The 16,722-nt window shown below is 73.9% G+C and carries 15 protein-coding genes and 2 pseudogenes; 16 read left to right on the forward strand and 1 reads right to left on the reverse strand.

The genetic code is table 11. The annotated features are described in order from the left end of the window. Window positions 1-11: 11 nt before the first annotated feature. Window positions 12-707: pseudogene (locus JKP76_RS07165) on the forward strand (demethylmenaquinone methyltransferase); the annotation flags it as partial. 37 nt (window positions 708-744) lie between these two features. On the opposite strand, the gene JKP76_RS07170 reads toward JKP76_RS07165, so the two are convergent. Next, window positions 745-1,458, reverse strand: a complete 714-nt coding sequence (locus JKP76_RS07170) for a VOC family protein (RefSeq protein ID WP_200490138.1) — start codon at window positions 1,456-1,458, stop codon at window positions 745-747. A 94-nt stretch (window positions 1,459-1,552) separates the two neighbouring features. On the opposite strand from JKP76_RS07170, the gene JKP76_RS07175 reads away from it, so the two are divergent. The 15 genes and pseudogenes from JKP76_RS07175 (at window position 1,553) to nuoK (ending at window position 16,717) form a co-directional block, all read left to right on the forward strand. Next, window positions 1,553-1,696 carry a hypothetical protein gene (locus JKP76_RS07175; RefSeq protein ID WP_200490139.1) on the forward strand — a complete coding sequence of 48 codons (144 nt, stop codon included), beginning with the start codon at window positions 1,553-1,555 and terminating at the stop codon, window positions 1,694-1,696. Between the two features lie 2 nt (window positions 1,697-1,698). Next, window positions 1,699-2,343, forward strand: coding sequence for a phosphoribosyltransferase (locus JKP76_RS07180; RefSeq protein WP_200490140.1), 645 nt, complete (start codon window positions 1,699-1,701; stop codon window positions 2,341-2,343). A gap of 358 nt (window positions 2,344-2,701) precedes the next feature. Further along, complete coding sequence (locus JKP76_RS07185) at window positions 2,702-3,994, forward strand: HNH endonuclease signature motif containing protein (RefSeq protein WP_200490141.1); 1,293 nt, start codon at window positions 2,702-2,704, stop codon at window positions 3,992-3,994. 288 nt (window positions 3,995-4,282) lie between these two features. Further along, window positions 4,283-5,551 carry a geranylgeranyl reductase family protein gene (locus JKP76_RS07190; RefSeq protein WP_309229922.1) on the forward strand — a complete coding sequence of 423 codons (1,269 nt, stop codon included), beginning with the start codon at window positions 4,283-4,285 and terminating at the stop codon, window positions 5,549-5,551. 99 nt (window positions 5,552-5,650) lie between these two features. Further along, window positions 5,651-6,010: an NADH-quinone oxidoreductase subunit A gene (locus JKP76_RS07195; RefSeq protein ID WP_200491317.1), complete on the forward strand. Its 360-nt coding sequence runs from the start codon at window positions 5,651-5,653 to the stop codon at window positions 6,008-6,010. Between the two features lie 22 nt (window positions 6,011-6,032). Beyond that, window positions 6,033-6,584: pseudogene (locus JKP76_RS20595) on the forward strand (NuoB/complex I 20 kDa subunit family protein); the annotation flags it as partial. A 137-nt stretch (window positions 6,585-6,721) separates the two neighbouring features. Next, window positions 6,722-7,483, forward strand: a complete 762-nt coding sequence (locus JKP76_RS07205) for an NADH-quinone oxidoreductase subunit C (protein WP_242471217.1) — start codon at window positions 6,722-6,724, stop codon at window positions 7,481-7,483. Further along, window positions 7,480-8,799 (forward strand): NADH-quinone oxidoreductase subunit D, encoded by a 1,320-nt coding sequence (locus tag JKP76_RS07210; protein WP_200490144.1) that lies wholly within the window; start codon window positions 7,480-7,482, stop codon window positions 8,797-8,799. Before JKP76_RS07205 ends, JKP76_RS07210 begins: the two co-directional genes overlap by 4 nt. Then, window positions 8,799-9,845, forward strand: a complete 1,047-nt coding sequence (gene nuoE, locus JKP76_RS07215) for an NADH-quinone oxidoreductase subunit NuoE (protein ID WP_200490145.1) — start codon at window positions 8,799-8,801, stop codon at window positions 9,843-9,845. The genes JKP76_RS07210 and nuoE overlap by 1 nt, the downstream gene beginning before the upstream one ends. After that, complete coding sequence (nuoF, locus tag JKP76_RS07220) at window positions 9,734-11,062, forward strand: NADH-quinone oxidoreductase subunit NuoF (RefSeq protein ID WP_200490146.1); 1,329 nt, start codon at window positions 9,734-9,736, stop codon at window positions 11,060-11,062. Before nuoE ends, nuoF begins: the two co-directional genes overlap by 112 nt. After that, window positions 11,059-13,560 carry an NADH-quinone oxidoreductase subunit G gene (locus tag JKP76_RS07225; protein WP_200490147.1) on the forward strand — a complete coding sequence of 834 codons (2,502 nt, stop codon included), beginning with the start codon at window positions 11,059-11,061 and terminating at the stop codon, window positions 13,558-13,560. The genes nuoF and JKP76_RS07225 overlap by 4 nt, the downstream gene beginning before the upstream one ends. Next, complete coding sequence (nuoH, locus tag JKP76_RS07230) at window positions 13,560-15,029, forward strand: NADH-quinone oxidoreductase subunit NuoH (protein ID WP_207147062.1); 1,470 nt, start codon at window positions 13,560-13,562, stop codon at window positions 15,027-15,029. The genes JKP76_RS07225 and nuoH overlap by 1 nt, the downstream gene beginning before the upstream one ends. After that, window positions 15,022-15,657, forward strand: a complete 636-nt coding sequence (gene nuoI, locus JKP76_RS07235) for an NADH-quinone oxidoreductase subunit NuoI (RefSeq protein WP_255522517.1) — start codon at window positions 15,022-15,024, stop codon at window positions 15,655-15,657. The genes nuoH and nuoI overlap by 8 nt, the downstream gene beginning before the upstream one ends. Beyond that, complete coding sequence (locus tag JKP76_RS07240; RefSeq protein WP_200490149.1) at window positions 15,654-16,421, forward strand: NADH-quinone oxidoreductase subunit J; 768 nt, start codon at window positions 15,654-15,656, stop codon at window positions 16,419-16,421. The genes nuoI and JKP76_RS07240 overlap by 4 nt, the downstream gene beginning before the upstream one ends. Then, window positions 16,418-16,717 carry an NADH-quinone oxidoreductase subunit NuoK gene (nuoK, locus tag JKP76_RS07245; RefSeq protein ID WP_200490150.1) on the forward strand — a complete coding sequence of 100 codons (300 nt, stop codon included), beginning with the start codon at window positions 16,418-16,420 and terminating at the stop codon, window positions 16,715-16,717. The genes JKP76_RS07240 and nuoK overlap by 4 nt, the downstream gene beginning before the upstream one ends. Window positions 16,718-16,722 lie beyond the last annotated feature (5 nt).

Genomic DNA, 16,722 nt, shown 5'->3' on the forward strand with positions numbered 1-16,722 from the left:
GAGTCGACGCCGTGGCAGACCGGCGAGACAACCCGCACACCGCCGGACGCAGGGCCGATCTGGACAAGCGCCCGGCCGAAGTCGCGGCCATGTTCGACGGCGTCGCGAAGCGCTACGACGTCACCAACACCGTGCTCTCCGGCGGGCTGGACGCCTCGTGGCGCCGCGCCACCCGCCAGGCCCTGGGCGCGAAGCCGGGGCAGACGGTGCTGGACGTCGCCGCGGGCACGGCGGTCTCCACGGTGGAGCTGGCCTCCGGCGGGGTGCGCGCCATCGCCTGCGACTTCTCCCAGGGGATGCTGCGCGCCGGCGCCGCGCGGCCGGTGCCCAAGGTGGCCGGTGACGCGATGGCGCTGCCGCTGGCCGACGCGAGCGTGGACGGCGTCGTCATCTCCTTCGGGCTGCGCAACGTGGCCGACCCCGACGCGGCGCTGCGCGAGTTCCGCCGGGTGACCCGCCCCGGCGGCACGCTGGTGGTCTGCGAGTTCTCCCGGCCGACCTGGGGCCCGTTCCGCACGGTCTACCTCGAGTACCTGATGAAGGCGCTGCCGCGCATCGCCCGCGCGGTCAGCAGCAACCCCGACGCCTACGTCTACCTCGCCGAGTCGATCCAGGTCTGGCCCGGCCAGGCCGAGCTCGCCGGGCGGCTGCAGGACGCCGGGTGGGAGGACGTCGCCTGGCAGAACCTGACCGGCGGCATCGTCGCGCTGCACCGGGGCCCGCCGGCCCGCCTGAGCCGCCCCGTCAGGCCGGAGCCAGGAGGCAGAACTCGTTGCCGTCGGGGTCGGCCAGGAGCACCCCGCCGTCCTCGTGCCCGCCGTCCAGCCGGGTCGCGCCCAGGGCGACCAGCCGCTCGACCTCCGCGTCGCGGTCATCGGTGGCCTGCAGGTCGAGGTGCAGCCGGTTGCGCGGCGCCTTCGGGCGGACCGGGGGCCCGCCCCAGGTGATCTTCGGGCCGCCGTGCGGGGAGCGGATCGCCGTCTCCTGGTCCTGGTCCCAGACCAGCGGCCAGTCCAGGGCCGCGCTCCAAAACAGGCCCACCTCCCGCGAGCCGTCGGAGGCCACCGCGCCGAGGAATCCGCACTCGGCGAGGAAGGCGTTGCCCGCCCCGATCACGCAGAACTCGTTGCCCTCCGGATCGGCGAGCACGACGTGCCCCTCCTCCGGGCGCTGGCCGATGTCGATGTGCCGGCCGCCGAGTTCCAGCGCCAGCGCGACGGTCTGCTGCTGCTCCTCCGGCGAGCCGCTGGTCAGGTCGACGTGCATCTGGTTGGGCTGCACCTTCGGCTCCGACGTGGGGGTGAAGCGGAGGCCGAAGCCGGTGTCGTCCGAGGGCAGCAGGGCGACGCCGCCGCGGGGGTCGTCGGTCTCCGCCCAACCCAGCAGCCCGGACCAGAACCGGGCCAGGGCGGCCGGGTCGTGCGCGGCGACGGTGAGCGCGACGAGGGTGCTCGGCATCGACCCAGGTTGGGTGGTCGCGGCGGACGGAGCAACGGAGATCTGCGACCGCTGGACGGTTCTGCGGACGCGGTTCCGGGTCTAGCGTCGGTCCATGACGAGCCCGCCGACCCCGCAGCCGCCGTCGCCCACGCCGTCCCCGACCGATCCGATCCCGCCGCCGGAGCCCGCGCCCTACCCGGTGCCCGGCCCGGGCGATCCGATCGTGCCGCCGCCGACGGGGCCGCAGCCGGTCTGACCGTGACCCGGTTCGCCGACCGCCGCGACGCGGGCCGGGCGCTCGGCGCCCGCCTGGCCGGGACGGTGCCCGGGGACGTCGTGGTGCTGGGCCTGCCCCGCGGCGGCGTGGTGGTCGCCGCGGAGGTCGCCGCCGCGCTCGGCGCTCCGCTGGACGTCCTGCTGGTGCGCAAGCTCGGGCTGCCGGGGCAGCCCGAGCTCGCCATGGGTGCCCTCGCCGCCGTAGGAGACGCGGTCGAGACCGTGCGCACCGAACGGGTGCTGCGCAGCGCCGACGTCGACGAGGCCGTCTTCGCCGCGGTCCGCGCCGAGGAGCTGGCGGAGCTGCGCCGCCGGGAAGCCGCCTACCGGGGCGACGCCGCCCCCGTGGCGCTGACCGGCCGCAGCGTCGTCCTCGTGGACGACGGCCTCGCCACCGGCTCGACCATGCGCGCCGCGCTGCTGGCGCTCGCCGGGCAGCGGCCCGCGCGCACCGTCGTCGCGGTCCCGGTGGCCTCCGCGGGCGCGCTGGCCGAGGTGCGGGCGCTCGCCGACGACGTCGTGTGCCTGCTCGTGCCCTCGTCGTTCCGCGCCGTCGGCGGCGCCTACGGGACCTTCGCGCAGACCTCCGACGACGAGGTGCGGGATCTCCTCGGGGAGCGCCGCTGAACTCTCGAGAACCTCCGGCCGGCAGGCCGCTGAGCAGCGGAAACTGTCAGACCCCATCCGTAGCTTGGGTGCATGACGGTGACCGCGGAGCAGCCCCAGGGTGGGTTGATCGAGTGGTTGCTGTGGCGGGAGCCGTCGGTCGAGCGGTTGCCGGTGGCGCGGTTGACCGCCGAGCAGAAGGTCACCGAGTTGCAGCGGGTGCGGGCGCGCAAGGGGATGGACGACGCCTACGAGGCCGAGCTGCTGATGTCGCTGGCCGGCGATCGGCCGGACACCGACGATCCGCCGCCCGGGCATCCGGGTGCGCGGCGCCGCGGTGGCGGGTCACCGGTGCCGGGCACGTCGGAGTTCCTGCCCGATGAGGTGGCGCTGTGTGCTCAACTGCGGCCGCCCGTACGCCGTCGGGCTGCTCGCCGACGCGTTCCAGGTGGTGGAGCGGATGCCGGCGGTGCACGCCGCGTGCGCCGCGGGGCGGTTGGACTGGTTCCGGGCTCGGGTGTTCGCCGACGTGCTGGCCGGCGCCACCGACGAGGTCGCTGCCGCGGTGGTGGCGGCGGTGCTGCCGGAGGCGGCCGGCCTGTCGTCGGGGAAGCTGCGCACCCGGCTGGTCGCCGCCGCGGTCGCCGCGGACGAGGAGTTCGCCGAACGCCGCCGGATCGAGGCCGAACGCCGCGCCGCCGTCCGGGTCCACCCGACCGGGGACGGCATGTCGGCGTTGACCACCGAGGCCCCCTCGGCGGTGGCCGCGGCGATGTGGTCGGTCATCGACCAGGCCGCCCAGCTCGCGCGCACCGCCGGGGACGACCGGCCGATCGGGGTGCTGCGCGCCGAGGCGCACGCCGCGCTGGTGCTGCGCACCGGGGATGACGGCCACCCGGCGATGACCGGGCACCTGACCATCACCGCACCGCTGTCCGCCCTGCGCCCGCCAGGATCCGCGCTCGGCATGGGCGCCGCCGACTACGCAGGAGAGGCGGGAGCGCCACACGCGTACGGGGCGGGCACCACCGGGGCGGGCACCGACCCACGACATCTGGGCCAGGGGATGCCGCAGCTCGGCAGCACCCCGATCACCACCGCACACCTGCGCGAACTGCTCGCCCAGCTCGGCGCGCTCGGCGTCCAGGCCCCGGCCGGCGGCACCCTCGCACTCGCCCTCACCGACGACGACGGCGCGCTGCTGGCCACCACCACCCCCGCCGAACTGGCCCGCCTCGCCGCCCGCGGCTGCACCACTCACGGCAGGAACGCCGACTGCGGCTGCCCCGCCCTCGGCCCACCACCCGCAGTGCCCGGCTACGCCCACACCGCCGCCCAGGAACGCTTCCTACGACTGCGTGACCGCACCTGCCGCCACCCCGGCTGCGGACAACCCGCCGGCCGCACCGACGCCGACCACGTCCTGCCCTACGACTGCGGCGGCCGCACGACCTGCCACAACCTCTGCTGCCTGTGCCGCACCCACCACCGCCTCAAGACCTTCGCCCGCGGCTGGCGCTACCGCCTGCACCCCGACGGCACCCTCACCGTCACCACCGCCACCGGCGTCACCCGCACCACCCGACCAGCCGGACTGCGACACCCCCAGCAGCAACGAGCCCTGCCCCCACCCCGACCCAGCCCCGCCGACCAGGACACCCCGCCCTTCTGAACCCGACCCCGCCCTCCCCGGCACCGACCCGGCGCACGGATGCGTCATCCAGCAGCCCGGAACGACGCATCCGCGCGCCCGGTCGCGGACGCTGCCGATCCGCCGCCGTTCTCACGCCGGTCAGGGCCCCGGCGTCCCGCAGCGGTGGGGCGCCGCGGGCCGCGACCGAACTGTGACGCATCCCTCTTCCGGGGGGAGGTGTCGTGTTCGTCACACCTGTGCCTAGAGTGGGGACCACGCCTGCTTGTGAAGCAATTCACAAAGTCGCGAGGAGAGGATGGGGTCCGCGTGCCCGGGACGACCGACCGCAGCGCCGACGTGATCGTCGTCGGCGCGGGTCCGGCCGGGTCCGCGGCGGCCTGGCAGCTCCGGCAGTCCGGTCGCGACGTCGTCGTCCTCGAGAAGGCCCGCTTCCCGCGCGAGAAGGTCTGCGGCGACGGCCTCACCCCGCGCGGCGTCAAGGTGCTGCAGGAGCTGGGCCTGGACCTCTCACCGGAGGCCGGCTGGGTCCGGCACAAGGGGCTGCGGGTGCACGGCGGTGGCGTCGTCACCGAGGTGGACTGGCCGCGGCTGAACTCCTGGCCGGACTTCTCGCTCGTCCTCCGGCGCAGCGAGCTCGACGCCCGGCTGGCCGCCCACGCGGAGGAGGCCGGTGCCCGGCTGCACACCGGGATCACCGTCACCGAGCCGCTGCTGGACGACGCCGGCCGCGTCGCGGGCGTGCACGCCACCGGCCCGGACGACGAGCCGCAGGTCTGGCGCGCTCCGCTGGTCGTCTCGGCGGAGGGCTCCTCGGGCCGGCTGGCGAAGTCGCTGGGCCTGGTCCGGCGCGAGGACCGGCCGCTCGGCGTCGCCGTCCGCCGCTACGTGCGCTCCCGCCGCACCGCCGACGACTACCTCGACATCTCCTTCGACCTGACGGCGGCCGGACCTTCCCGCGACTCGATGCCCGGCTACGGCTGGATCTTCGGCATGGGCGACGGCACCGCGAACGTCGGCTTCGGCCTGCTCGACACCCGTCGCGGCACCGGCGCCGACCACCGCGCCGTCCTGCGCACCTGGCTGGACACCTTCCCGGCCGAGGACGGCCTGGGGGAGGACGACGCCGTCACGCCCCTGCGCGGTGCCGGCCTGCCGATGGCGCTCCACCGCGGCCCGGCCTACACCCGCGGGCTGCTGCTGGCCGGGGACGCGGCGGGCACGGTCAACCCGTTCAACGGCGAGGGCATCAGCTACGCGATGGAGACCGGGCGCATGGCCGGCGCGACCGCCGACGAGGCGCTCGCCGCGCCGGAGGGGCCGGTCCGGGAACGGCTGCTCCGCGGCTACCCCGAGCGGCTGCGCGCCACCTACGGCCGGCACCACCGGCTCGGCGCGGGGTTCCTCGCGCTGCTGGCCCACCCGGGGGTCGTCCGGTTCACGACGGCGCACGGCCTGCGTCGTCCCGCGCTGGTCGGCGCCGCGCTCCGGCTCATGGGCAACCTCACCGACGGCCGGGACGGCGACGCGGTGGACCGCGCCGTCGCCGTCCTGACGCGCCTGGCGCCGGCGGTCTGACGTGGACGCGCGAACGATGACGCTCCGGGTCGACACGGCGGCAGCGCGTCCTGGATCTGCGCAGAACGTGATCGACCTCACTCTAGGGTGGCGCTGATGCTGTCGACCTACGTCCCGATCCTGGGGCTCTTCGCGCTGGCCGCGGCGTTCGCGCTGTTCTCCGTCACGGCCGCGCCCTACGTGGGGCCGCGCCGGTTCAACCGGGCGAAGTACGACGCCTACGAGTGCGGGATCGAACCGGTCGACCAGCCGCTGACCGGCGGCCGGTTCCCGGTGAAGTACTACCTGACCGCGATGTTGTTCATCATCTTCGACATCGAGATCGTCTTCCTCTACCCGTGGGCCGTGCACAACGAGGCGCTGGGCGTCTTCGGCCTGGTCGAGATGGTCGTCTTCATCGTCACGGTCTTCATCGCCTACGCCTACGTGTGGCGCCGCGGCGGATTGGAATGGGACTAGTCGTGGGACTGGCGGTTTCGTAATGGGTCTCGAGGAGAAGCTGCCCAGCGGCGTGCTGCTGACCAGCGTGGAGAAGCTCGTCAACTGGACGCGCAAGTCCTCGCTGTGGCCGGCGACGTTCGGCCTCGCGTGCTGCGCGATCGAGATGATGGCCACCGGCGCGGGGCGCTACGACCTCGCCCGGTTCGGCATGGAGGTCTTCCGCGCCTCGCCGCGGCAGGCCGACCTGATGATCGTCGCCGGGCGGGTGAGCCAGAAGATGGCGCCGGTCCTGCGGCAGATCTACGACCAGATGCCCGAGCCGCGCTGGGTGCTCGCCATGGGCGTCTGCGCCAGCTCCGGCGGCATGTTCAACAACTACGCCGTCGTCCAGGGCGTGGACCACATCGTGCCGGTGGACATGTACCTGCCCGGCTGCCCGCCGCGGCCGGAAATGCTCACCGACGCGATCCTCAAGCTGCACCACAAGATCATGAACGAGCCGCTGGGGCCCAAGCGGGCACGCGAGCTCGCCCAGGCCCGGGCGGACGGCACGGCCAAGGACCTGCACGTCGAGATGCCGTCGACCGTGCGGGTCGACAAGGCCGCGCGCCGGGCCTACGAGGCGGCGGCCGCCGAGGGGCGCACGGGGCAGTTCGCGATCGAGCAGCGCAACGGCAACGCCGTGCTGCTGCCCGACGAGCGGCCCACGGGCCAGGGGAAGGCATGGCGATGACGACTCCAGGTGGGACCGGCGGGAGCGAGCTGGTGCCCGGCGACGGCGAGGCGGGCTTCGACGACGCGACCGCGCCCTCGGGCGGCTTCCGGAAGGGCGCCTTCGGGGTCAGCGGCAGCGGTGACACCTCCGGTTTCGGCGGCCTGGTCCGCGTCGAGCCGGGCGGCGCGGTGGCGCTGCACTCCACCGAGCGCCCCTACGGCGGCTGGTTCGACGAGGTCACCGACGCGCTGATCGACGCCGTCGGCCAGGCCACCTACGACGCCGCGGTGCAGCGGGTGCTCGTCGACCGCGGCGAGATCACCTACTTCGTCGCCCGGGAGCACCTGCTGACGCTGGCGCGGGCGCTGCGCGACGACGAGGCGCTGCGGTTCGAGCTGCTCAGCGGCGTCTCCGGGGTGGACTACCTCGACAGCGGCGGCCCGGCGGCGGGCCCCGGCCGGCCCCGGCTGCACGCCGTCCTGCACCTGACCTCGATGACCTACCGGCGGCGGATCCGGCTCGAGGTGGCGGTCACCGCCGAGGACCCGCACGTCCCCTCGCTCACCGGCATCTACCCGACCGCGGACTGGCACGAGCGGGAGACGTTCGACATGTTCGGGATCGTCTTCGACGGCCACCCGGCGCTCACCCGGATCCTCATGCCCGACGACTGGGACGGGCACCCGCAGCGCAAGGACTACCCGCTCGGCGGCGTCCCGGTGGAGTACCACGGCGCCACGATCCCGCCGCCGGACACGCGGAGGGCGTATCGATGAGCACCACCTACGACCCCTACGCCGGCTCCCGGGAGACCACCGAGGGCCGCGTCTACACCGTCACCGGCGGCGACTGGGACCTCACCTTCGCCGACCAGCAGGGCGAGGACCGGCTCGTGGTCAACATGGGGCCGCAGCACCCCTCGACCCACGGCGTCCTCCGGCTGGTGCTCGACCTCGAGGGCGAGACGGTCACCAAGGCCCGGGTGGTCATCGGCTACCTGCACACCGGCATCGAGAAGAACACCGAGTACCGCAACTGGGTGCAGGGCACGACGTTCGTGACCCGGATGGACTACCTGTCCCCGCTGTTCAACGAGGCCGGCTACTGCCTCGCCGTGGAGAAGCTGCTCGGCATCGAGGCGCCCCCGCGGGCGCAGACCATCCGCGTGCTGGTCATGGAGCTCAACCGGATCGCCTCGCACCTGGTCGCGCTGGCCACCTTCGGGATGGAGATGGGCGCGCTCACCGGGATGACCAACGGCTTCCGCGAGCGGGAGATGGTCCTCGACGTCCTCGAGGAGATCACCGGCCTCCGGATGAACCACGCCTACATCCGCCCCGGCGGCCTCGCGCAGGACCTGCCGGACGGCGCGGTCGAGAGCGTCCGCGAGCTGCTGGCGATCCTGCCGAAGCGGGTCGCCGACTTCCACCGGCTGCTCACCGGCCAGCCGATCTGGCAGAACCGGCTCAAGGACGCCGGCTACCTCGACGTCACCGGCTGCGTGGCGCTCGGCGTCACCGGCCCCGTGCTGCGCGCGGCCGGCCTGCCCTGGGACCTGCGCAAGGTGGAGCCCTACCTGGGCTACGAGACCTACGACTTCGAGGTGCCGACCGCCGACACCAGCGACGCCTGGGGCCGCTACCTGGTCCGCATGGCCGAGGTGAACGAGTCGCTGAAGATCGTCGCCCAGGCGCTGGACCGGCTGGAGCCGGGGCCGGTCATGGTCGAGGACCGCAAGATCGCCTGGCCCGCGCAGCTCTCCCTCGGCGCCGACGGCATGGGCAACTCCCTGGATCACGTCCGGCACATCATGGGCCAGTCGATGGAGTCCCTGATCCACCACTTCAAGCTGGTCACCGAGGGCTTCCGGGTGCCGGCCGGCCAGGTGTACGTGCCCATCGAGTCGCCCCGCGGCGAGCTCGGCTTCCACGTCGTCAGCGACGGCGGCACCCGCCCGTGGCGCGTCCACGTGCGCGACCCCAGCTTCGTGAACCTGCAGGCCACGGCGGCGATGAGCGAGGGCGGCATGATCGCCGACGTCATCGCTGCCATCGCGTCGATCGACCCCGTCATGGGGGGAGTGGACCGCTGATGAGCGCACTACCCGGCAGTGCCGAGGGAACGGCCGTCACCGGGCTCGACTCGAGCCCGGTCGAGCCGGCGCCCCTGGACCTGCCCCCGCTGACCGAGCAGGCCCGCCTGGAGGCGCGGCAGATCATCGCCCGCTACCCGAAGGCGCGCTCGGCCCTGCTCCCGATGCTGCACTTGGTGCAGAGCTACCAGGGCTACGTCTCGCCCGAGGGCGTCGCGCTGTGCGCCGAGGAACTGGGCCTGACCAAGGCCGAGGTCGGCGCGGTCGCGACGTTCTACACGATGTACAAGCGCCGCCCGACCGGCCGGCACCTGGTCAGCGTCTGCACGAACACGCTGTGCAGCGTGCTCGGCGGGCAGCGGATCATGGACGCGCTCTCCGCGGACCTCGGCGTGCACCACGACGAGACCGCCGCCGATGGCTCGATCACCCTCGAACACGCCGAGTGCCTGGCCGCCTGCGACTACGCGCCGGTGGTCACCGTCGACTACGAGTTCTACGACCAGCAGGACGTCGACAGCGCCCGCGAGCTGGTCGCGGCGCTGCGCCGCGGGGAGAAGCCGCCGCCCACCCGCGGCGCTCCCCTGACCGACTTCAAGGGGATCTCCCGGCAGCTGGCCGGGTTCTCCCAGCACGGCGACGCCGCTGCGGCGCAGGCCGCGATCGACGCCCCGGGCGCGCTCGGGCCGACGCTCGTGGGGTTGCGGCTGGCGGAGGAGCGCGGCGAGTCGGCGCCGGAGATGCCGAGCAGCCGGTCCACCGCCGCCTCGTCGTCCCCGGACCCCGCGGCCGAGGCGGCGGGCGTCGAGTCCGCCCAGCGCGGCGCTCCCGAACCCTCCGGCCGCTCGCTGGCCGACCAGAACGACGGCACCGAGACACCTGCAGGGACCGAGCCCGGCACGACCGGCCAAGGTCCGTTTAGGGAAGGCCTGACATGCCCCTCACTCCCGTCCTCACCACCCGCTGGGGCGCCGAGAAGTCGTGGCGGCTGTCGACCTACGAGTCGATGGAGGGCTACGCCGCGCTCCGCACCGCGCTGTCCATGACCCCCGACGAGCTGGTCACCCTCGTCAAGGACTCCGGCCTGCGCGGCCGCGGCGGCGCCGGCTTCCCGACCGGCATGAAGTGGAGCTTCATCCCGCAGCCCAAGCCGGGGGAGACCCCGACCGGCCCCGCGGCGATGCCCAAGTACCTGGTGGTCAACGCCGACGAGGGCGAGCCGGGCACCTGCAAGGACCTGCCGCTGATGATGGCCGACCCGCACTCGCTGGTCGAAGGCGTGATCATCTCCGCCTACGCGATCCGGTCGGCCTTCGCCGTCATCTACGTCCGCGGCGAGGCCGTGCACGCCCACCGCCGGCTGGTCGCCGCGGTCGAGGAGGCCTACGCCGCCGGCTACCTCGGCACCGACATCCTCGGCTCGGGCTACGACCTCGAGCTCGTGGTGCACGCCGGCGCCGGCGCCTACATCTGCGGCGAGGAGACGGCGCTGCTGGACTCCCTCGAGGGCTACCGCGGCCAGCCCCGGCTCAAGCCGCCGTTCCCCGCCGTCGCCGGCCTCTACGGTGCCCCGACGGTGATCAACAACGTCGAGACGCTGGCCAGCGTGCCGTTCGTCGTCCGCGGCGGAGCCGAGTGGTTCAAGGAGTTCGGGCCGGAGAAGTCGCCCGGGCCGAAGATCTACTCGCTGTCGGGCCGCGTCGTGCTCCCCGGCCAGTACGAGGCCCCCATGGGGACGACGATGCGCGAGCTGCTGGAGATGGCCGGCGGCGTGCGACCGGGGCACCGGCTGAAGTTCTGGACGCCGGGTGGCTCGTCGACGCCGTACTTCACCGAGGAGCACCTCGACGTCCCGCTGGACTTCGACTCGGTGGCGGCGGCCGGCTCCATGCTCGGCACGACGGCGCTCATGGTCTTCGACGAGACCGACTCGATCGTCGAGGCCACCCTGCGGTTCACCGAGTTCTACGCGCACGAGAGCTGCGGCAAGTGCACGCCCTGCCGGGAGGGCACCTACTGGCTGGTGCAGATCCTCGACCGGATCGCGCACGGCCGCGGCACCGCGCAGGACCTCGACCTGCTCGTCGACACCTGCGACAACATCCTGGGCCGCTCGTTCTGCGCCCTCGGCGACGGCGCCACCAGCTGCATCGCCAGCTCGCTGAAGTACTTCAAGGACGACTACGTCGCCCTGCTGCCCCCGGAGGAGCAGGCCCGGCTGGGCCGCAGCCTCCGCCTCGAGCCCGTGGGAGCGACGGCATGACGTTGACGAACCCGACGCCCGCGCCCGCGGTCCCGCCGGGCGCCCCCGGCCCGCACACCCCGCCGGACGCCGTGCACTGCACGATCGACGGCTTCGAAGTCGCGGTGCCGAAGGACACCCTGATCATCCGCGCGGCCGAGCAGGTGGGCGTCTTCATCCCGCGGTTCTGCGACCACCCGCTGCTCGAACCGGTCGGCGCCTGCCGCCAGTGCCTGGTCGAGGTGGAGGGGCAGCGCAAGCCGGTGGCCTCCTGCACCATGCCGGTCACAGAGGGCATGGCGGTGCGCACCCAGCTCTCCAGCCCGGTGGCCGACAAGGCGCAGCAGGGCACGATGGAGCTGCTGCTGATCAACCACCCGCTGGACTGCCCGACCTGCGACAAGGGCGGCGAGTGCCCGCTGCAGAACCAGGCGATGGGTCACGGCCGCACCGAGAGCCGGTTCGTCGACGAGAAGCGGACCTACCCGAAGCCGCTGGCCATCAGCACCGAGATCCTGCTGGACCGCGAGCGCTGCGTGCTGTGCGCCCGGTGCACCCGGTTCTCCCAGCAGGTGGCCGGCGACCCGTTCATCGAGCTGTTCGAGCGCGGCGCGCTGGAGCAGGTGGCGATCTACGAGGACGAGCCGTTCGAGTCCTACTTCTCCGGCAACACCACCCAGATCTGCCCGGTCGGCGCGCTCACCAGCACCCAGTACCGGTTCCGCGCCCGCCCCTTCGACCTGCGCAGCGAGGACAGCGTCTGCGAGCACTGCGCGTCGGGCTGCGCCATGCGCACCGACCACCGGCGCGGCAAGGTCACCCGCCGGCAGGCCGGCGAGGACCCGGCGGTCAACGAGGAGTGGACCTGCGACAAGGGCCGCTACGCGTTCCGGTACGTCACCGCCAACGAGCGGCTGACCACGCCCCTGGTCCGGGGTGAGGACGGCGCCCTGCACCCGGCGTCCTGGCCGGAGGCGTGGGCGGCGGCGGCCGCGGGCCTGGCCGCCGCGCGGGACGCCGGCGGGGTCGGCGTGCTGCCCGGCGGCCGGCTGACCGTCGAGGACGCCTACGCCTACGCCAAGTTCGCCCGCGTCGCGCTGGGCACCAACGACGTCGACGCCCGGGCGCGGGCGCACTCCGCCGAGGAGCTGGCCTTCCTGGCGACGGCGGTGGCCGGCACCGGCCCCGGCAGCGGCGGGGTCACCTACGACGAGCTCGGCAACGCGCCGGTCGTCCTGCTCGCCGGCCTCGAGCCCGAGGAGGAGTCGCCGATCGTCTTCCTGCGGCTGCGCCGCGCGGTGCGCCGGGCGGGAGCGCGGGTGTTCGACCTCGCTCCCTTCCCGACCCGCGCCGCGCAGAAGCTGCAGGCCACCGTGCTCACCACGCTCCCAGGGGCGGAGGCCCGGTCGCTGCACGCGCTGGCGGAGGGCACCTGGGGCGGCCCCGCCGTCGACGCGCTCCGGACGCCCGGGGCCGTCGTCCTCGCGGGCGAGCGGCTGGCCGAGGTGCCCGGCGCGTTCACCGCCCTGCTGGAGCTGGCCCGGGCCACCGGCGCCCGGATCGCCTGGGTGCCCCGCCGGGCCGGCGAGCGCGGCGCCGTCGAGGCCGGCGCCCTGCCCGCCCTGCTGCCGGGGGGCCGGGTCGTCGCCGACGCCGCCGCCCGCGCCGAGGTGGCCGCCCACTGGGGGGTCGACGCCGCGGCCATCCCCGCGGCCCCGGGCCGGGACACCACCGGCATCCTCACCGCGGTGCGCGACCGGCAGCTGGCCGGCCTGCTCGTCGGTGGCGTGGACCCCGCCGACCTGCCCGACTGCGTGCTCGCCGAGTCCGCTCTCGCCGAGGCCCGCTTCGTCGTCAGCCTCGAGATGTTCCCGTCGGCGGTGACCGAGTGGGCCGACGTCGTCCTCCCGGTCGCGGCGTCCGCCGAGAAGGCCGGCAGCTACCTGGACTGGGAGGGCCGCGTCCGCCGCTTCGACGCCGCGCTGCCCGAGGCCGGGCGGCTCCCCGACGGCCGCGTGCTGCACGGCCTGGCCGACCTGATGGACGTCGACCTGCGGCTGCCCACCCCCGAGGCGGCCCGCGCGGAGCTCGCCGCGCTCGGCACCGCGCGCGCCCCCGAGGGCGTCGCCGGCCCGGCCGTCGAGCCGGCCGGCGCCCCGGAGCTGCGCGACGGCGAGGCGCTGCTGGCCTCCTGGCGGCAGCTGCTCGACGCCGGGACGCTGCAGCGGGACGAGCCGGAGCTCTCCGGCACCGCCCGCCGGCCGGTCGTCCGCCTCGCCCCCGAGGCCGCCGCCCGGCTGGGCGCCGCCGACGGCGAGGTGGTCACGGTGACCGGCCCGAACGGTGCCGTGCGCCTGCCGCTGGCGGTCACCCCGATGCCCGACCACGTCGTCTGGCTGCCCATGCGCTCACCCGGCAGCCACGTGCGCACCGATCTCGGCGCGGGGCCGGGCGCGGTCGTGCGGCTCAGCGCCGGTGCGGACGAGCCGGTCACCACCCCCGCCGGAGGTGCCGCGTGATGCCCCTGGCGAGCGCCGACCAGCCGACCCTCGAGGACTTCGGCAACGACGTCTGGTGGATCGTGCTGATCAAGGTGCTCGGCGTCTTCGTGGTCCTGGTCCTCATGACGCTGTTCGCGATCGTCTTCGAGCGCAAGGTCGTCGCCCGCATGCAGCAGCGGATCGGCCCCAACCGGGTCGGCCCGCGCGGCTACCTGCAGAGCCTTGCCGACGGCCTGAAGCTGGCGTTCAAGGAAGACATCATGCCGGCGCTGGCCGACAAGCCGGTCTACTTCCTGGCCCCGGTGCTGGCCACCGTCCCCGCGTTCCTGGCCTTCTCCGTCATCCCGATGGGCCCGACGGTCAGCATCTTCGGCGAGCGCACCCCGCTGCAGCTCACCGACGCCCCCATCGGCGTGCTGGTCGTCCTCGCCTGCTCGGCGATGGGCATCTACGGCATCGTGCTCGGCGGCTGGGCCTCCGGCTCGACCTACCCGCTGCTGGGCTCGCTGCGCAGCGCGGCGCAGATGGTCAGCTACGAGATCGCGATGGGCCTGTCGATCGTCGCGGTGTTCCTCTACGCCGGGTCGATGTCCACCTCGGAGATCGTCGCCGCGCAGGCCGACGGCAACGACGTCTCCTTCTTCGGGTGGGACTTCACCGGGCCGAGCTGGTTCGCCGTCCTGCTGCCGGTGTCCTTCATCGTCTACGTCGTCGCCGTGGTGGGGGAGACCAACCGCGCGCCCTTCGACCTCCCCGAGGCCGAGAGCGAGCTGGTCGGCGGCTTCCACACCGAGTACTCGTCGCTGAAGTTCGCGCTGTTCTTCCTCGCCGAGTACATCAACATGGTCACCGTCTCGGCCCTGGCCGCGACCCTGTTCCTCGGCGGGTGGCGGGCGCCCTGGCCGCTGTCGCTCTGGGACGGCGCGAACTCCGGCTGGTGGCCGCTGCTGTGGTTCTTCGGCAAGGTCGTCGCCGCGCTGTTCGTCTTCATCTGGCTGCGCGGCACGCTGCCCCGGCTGCGCTACGACCAGTTCATGCGGTTCGGCTGGAAGGTGCTGGTCCCGACCGCCCTGCTGTGGATCCTCGTCGTCGCCACGATGCGGACGGTCTCCCGCGAGACCGACCTGTCCACCGGCGCGGTCACGCTCTTCGTCGGCGTCCCGGCCGCGCTGCTGGTGCTCGCCGGCCTGCTGGTCGCCAGCCGGGCGGCCAACCGCGACACCCGGCTCATGGCGGCCGAGGCCGCCTCGGGCGGGGTGCACGCGGTCGACCCCGAGCCCGACGTGCTGCCCCCCGTCGGCGCCCGCCGCCGGCCCACCGGCGGGCCCAGCCGCGCCGAGGGCGGCTTCCCCATCCCGCCCATGGACCTCGCGGTGCCGCCCTCGCCACGCCTGCGGCGGCAGGCCGCCTCCGACGACGGCGGCGTCGCCGTCGTCGGGACCGGCCGGCGTGGCACCCCCACCGTCGAGGAGGACGGCCTTGTCTGAGCAGCGGCCCGAACGCACGCCCGCGACCCGCGGGGGCGGTGCGGTGGAGCGGTCCTCGACGGCGCACCTCGCGGCGCCGGCGGTCCGCGACAGCCTCATGCCCGCCCCGGTGCAGGGTTTCGGGGTCACCTTCGCGCAGATGTTCCGCAAGGTGACCACCGAGCAGTACCCGTTCGAGCCCAAGGTGACCAAGCCGCGCTACCACGGCCGGCACGTGCTCAACCGGCACCCGGACGGGCTGGAGAAGTGCGTCGGCTGCGAGCTGTGCGCCTGGGCCTGCCCCGCCGACGCGATCTACGTCGAGGGCGGCGACAACACCGAGGAGGCGCGCTACTCCCCGGGCGAGCGGTACGGCGCGGTGTACCAGATCAACTACCTGCGCTGCATCTTCTGCGGGCTGTGCATCGAGGCCTGCCCCACCCGCTCGCTGACCATGAGCAACGACTTCGAGCTGGCCGACGACAACCGGCAGGACCTGATCTACACCAAGGAGCAGCTCATGGCGCCGCTGCTGCCCGGCATGGAGCAGCCGCCGCACCCGATGCGGCTCGGGGACGACGAGAAGGACTACTACCTGCGGGTGCCGGGCTCGTCCGCGGCCGAGCCGGTCGCGGGGGAGACGGCGTGAACGAGGTCGTCATCGGCACCGGGGAGGCGGTCGCCTTCTGGGTCCTCGGGCCGCTCGCGCTGGCCGGCGCCCTAGGCATGGTGTTCAGCCGGAACGCCGTCCACTCCGCGCTCTGGCTGGTCAACACCATGCTGGCGCTGGGCGTGTTCTACGTGATCCAGGAGGCGCCGTTCCTGGGCGCGGTGCAGATCATCGTCTACACCGGCGCGATCATGATCCTGTTCCTGTTCGTGCTGATGATGGTCGGCCGCGACTCGTCGGACTCCGTCGTCGAGACGCTGCGCGGCCAGCGGGTGGCCGCCACGGTCCTGGGCGTCGGCTTCGCGGGCCTGGTGGGCGCCGGCCTGGCGCGCGCGACCGAGGGCATGGTGGTCACCGGTCTGAGCGGGGCCCAGCCCGAGGGCAACATCCCGGCGATCGCGGAGTCCCTGTTCACCGACTACCTGCTGGCCTTCGAGGTCACCAGCGCGCTGCTGATCACCGCCGCGCTCGGGGCGATGGTGCTGGCGCACATCGAGCGCGAGCCGGGCAGCCGGCGCACGCAGAAGGAGCTCTCCCGGGCCCGGTTCCTCACCGAGCAGCCGCAGACGCTGCCCGGCCCCGGCGTGTACGCCCGGGCCAACTCGGTGGCCGCGCCGGGGCTGCTGCCCGACGGCCGCACCGCGGCCCAGAGCCTCGCGACCGGCATCGAGCCCCAGGAGGTCGACCAGATGCCCCGCCCGACCGGTCGCCCGCAGCTGGGTCCGCCCGAGGAGACGGCATGACGCTGACCCACTACCTGGTGCTCGCGGCGATCCTGTTCACCATCGGCGCCGTCGGCGTGCTGGTCCGCCGCAACGCGATCGTCGTGTTCATGTGCATCGAGCTGATGCTCAACTCGGTGAACCTCACGCTGGTCACCTTCGCCCGGGCGACCGGCACCGTCGACGGCCAGATCATGGCCTTCTTCGTCATGGTCGTCGCCGCGGCCGAGGTCGTGGTCGGCCTCGCCATCATCATGTCGATCTACCGGACCCGGCGGTCCGCCTCGGTCGACGACGCCAACCTGCTGAAGTACTGACGGGC

Source organism: Blastococcus sp. TML/C7B, from assembly GCF_016612845.1.
Lineage (GTDB): Bacteria > Actinomycetota > Actinomycetes > Mycobacteriales > Geodermatophilaceae > Blastococcus.

What these genes read in the sequence shown, in the direction of transcription:
- JKP76_RS07170 (WP_200490138.1), bottom strand. Translation starts at nt 1,458, where the DNA reads ATGCCGAGCACCCTCGTCGCGCTCACCGTCGCCGCGCACGACCCGGCC.
- JKP76_RS07175 (WP_200490139.1), top strand. Translation starts at nt 1,553, where the DNA reads ATGACGAGCCCGCCGACCCCGCAGCCGCCGTCGCCCACGCCGTCCCCG.
- JKP76_RS07185 (WP_200490141.1), top strand. Translation starts at nt 2,702, where the DNA reads ATGAGGTGGCGCTGTGTGCTCAACTGCGGCCGCCCGTACGCCGTCGGG.
- JKP76_RS07205 (WP_242471217.1), top strand. Translation starts at nt 6,722, where the DNA reads ATGACGACTCCAGGTGGGACCGGCGGGAGCGAGCTGGTGCCCGGCGAC.
- JKP76_RS07210 (WP_200490144.1), top strand. Translation starts at nt 7,480, where the DNA reads ATGAGCACCACCTACGACCCCTACGCCGGCTCCCGGGAGACCACCGAG.
- nuoE (WP_200490145.1), top strand. Translation starts at nt 8,799, where the DNA reads ATGAGCGCACTACCCGGCAGTGCCGAGGGAACGGCCGTCACCGGGCTC.
- nuoF (WP_200490146.1), top strand. Translation starts at nt 9,734, where the DNA reads ATGCCCCTCACTCCCGTCCTCACCACCCGCTGGGGCGCCGAGAAGTCG.
- JKP76_RS07225 (WP_200490147.1), top strand. Translation starts at nt 11,059, where the DNA reads ATGACGTTGACGAACCCGACGCCCGCGCCCGCGGTCCCGCCGGGCGCC.
- nuoH (WP_207147062.1), top strand. Translation starts at nt 13,560, where the DNA reads ATGCCCCTGGCGAGCGCCGACCAGCCGACCCTCGAGGACTTCGGCAAC.
- nuoK (WP_200490150.1), top strand. Translation starts at nt 16,418, where the DNA reads ATGACGCTGACCCACTACCTGGTGCTCGCGGCGATCCTGTTCACCATC.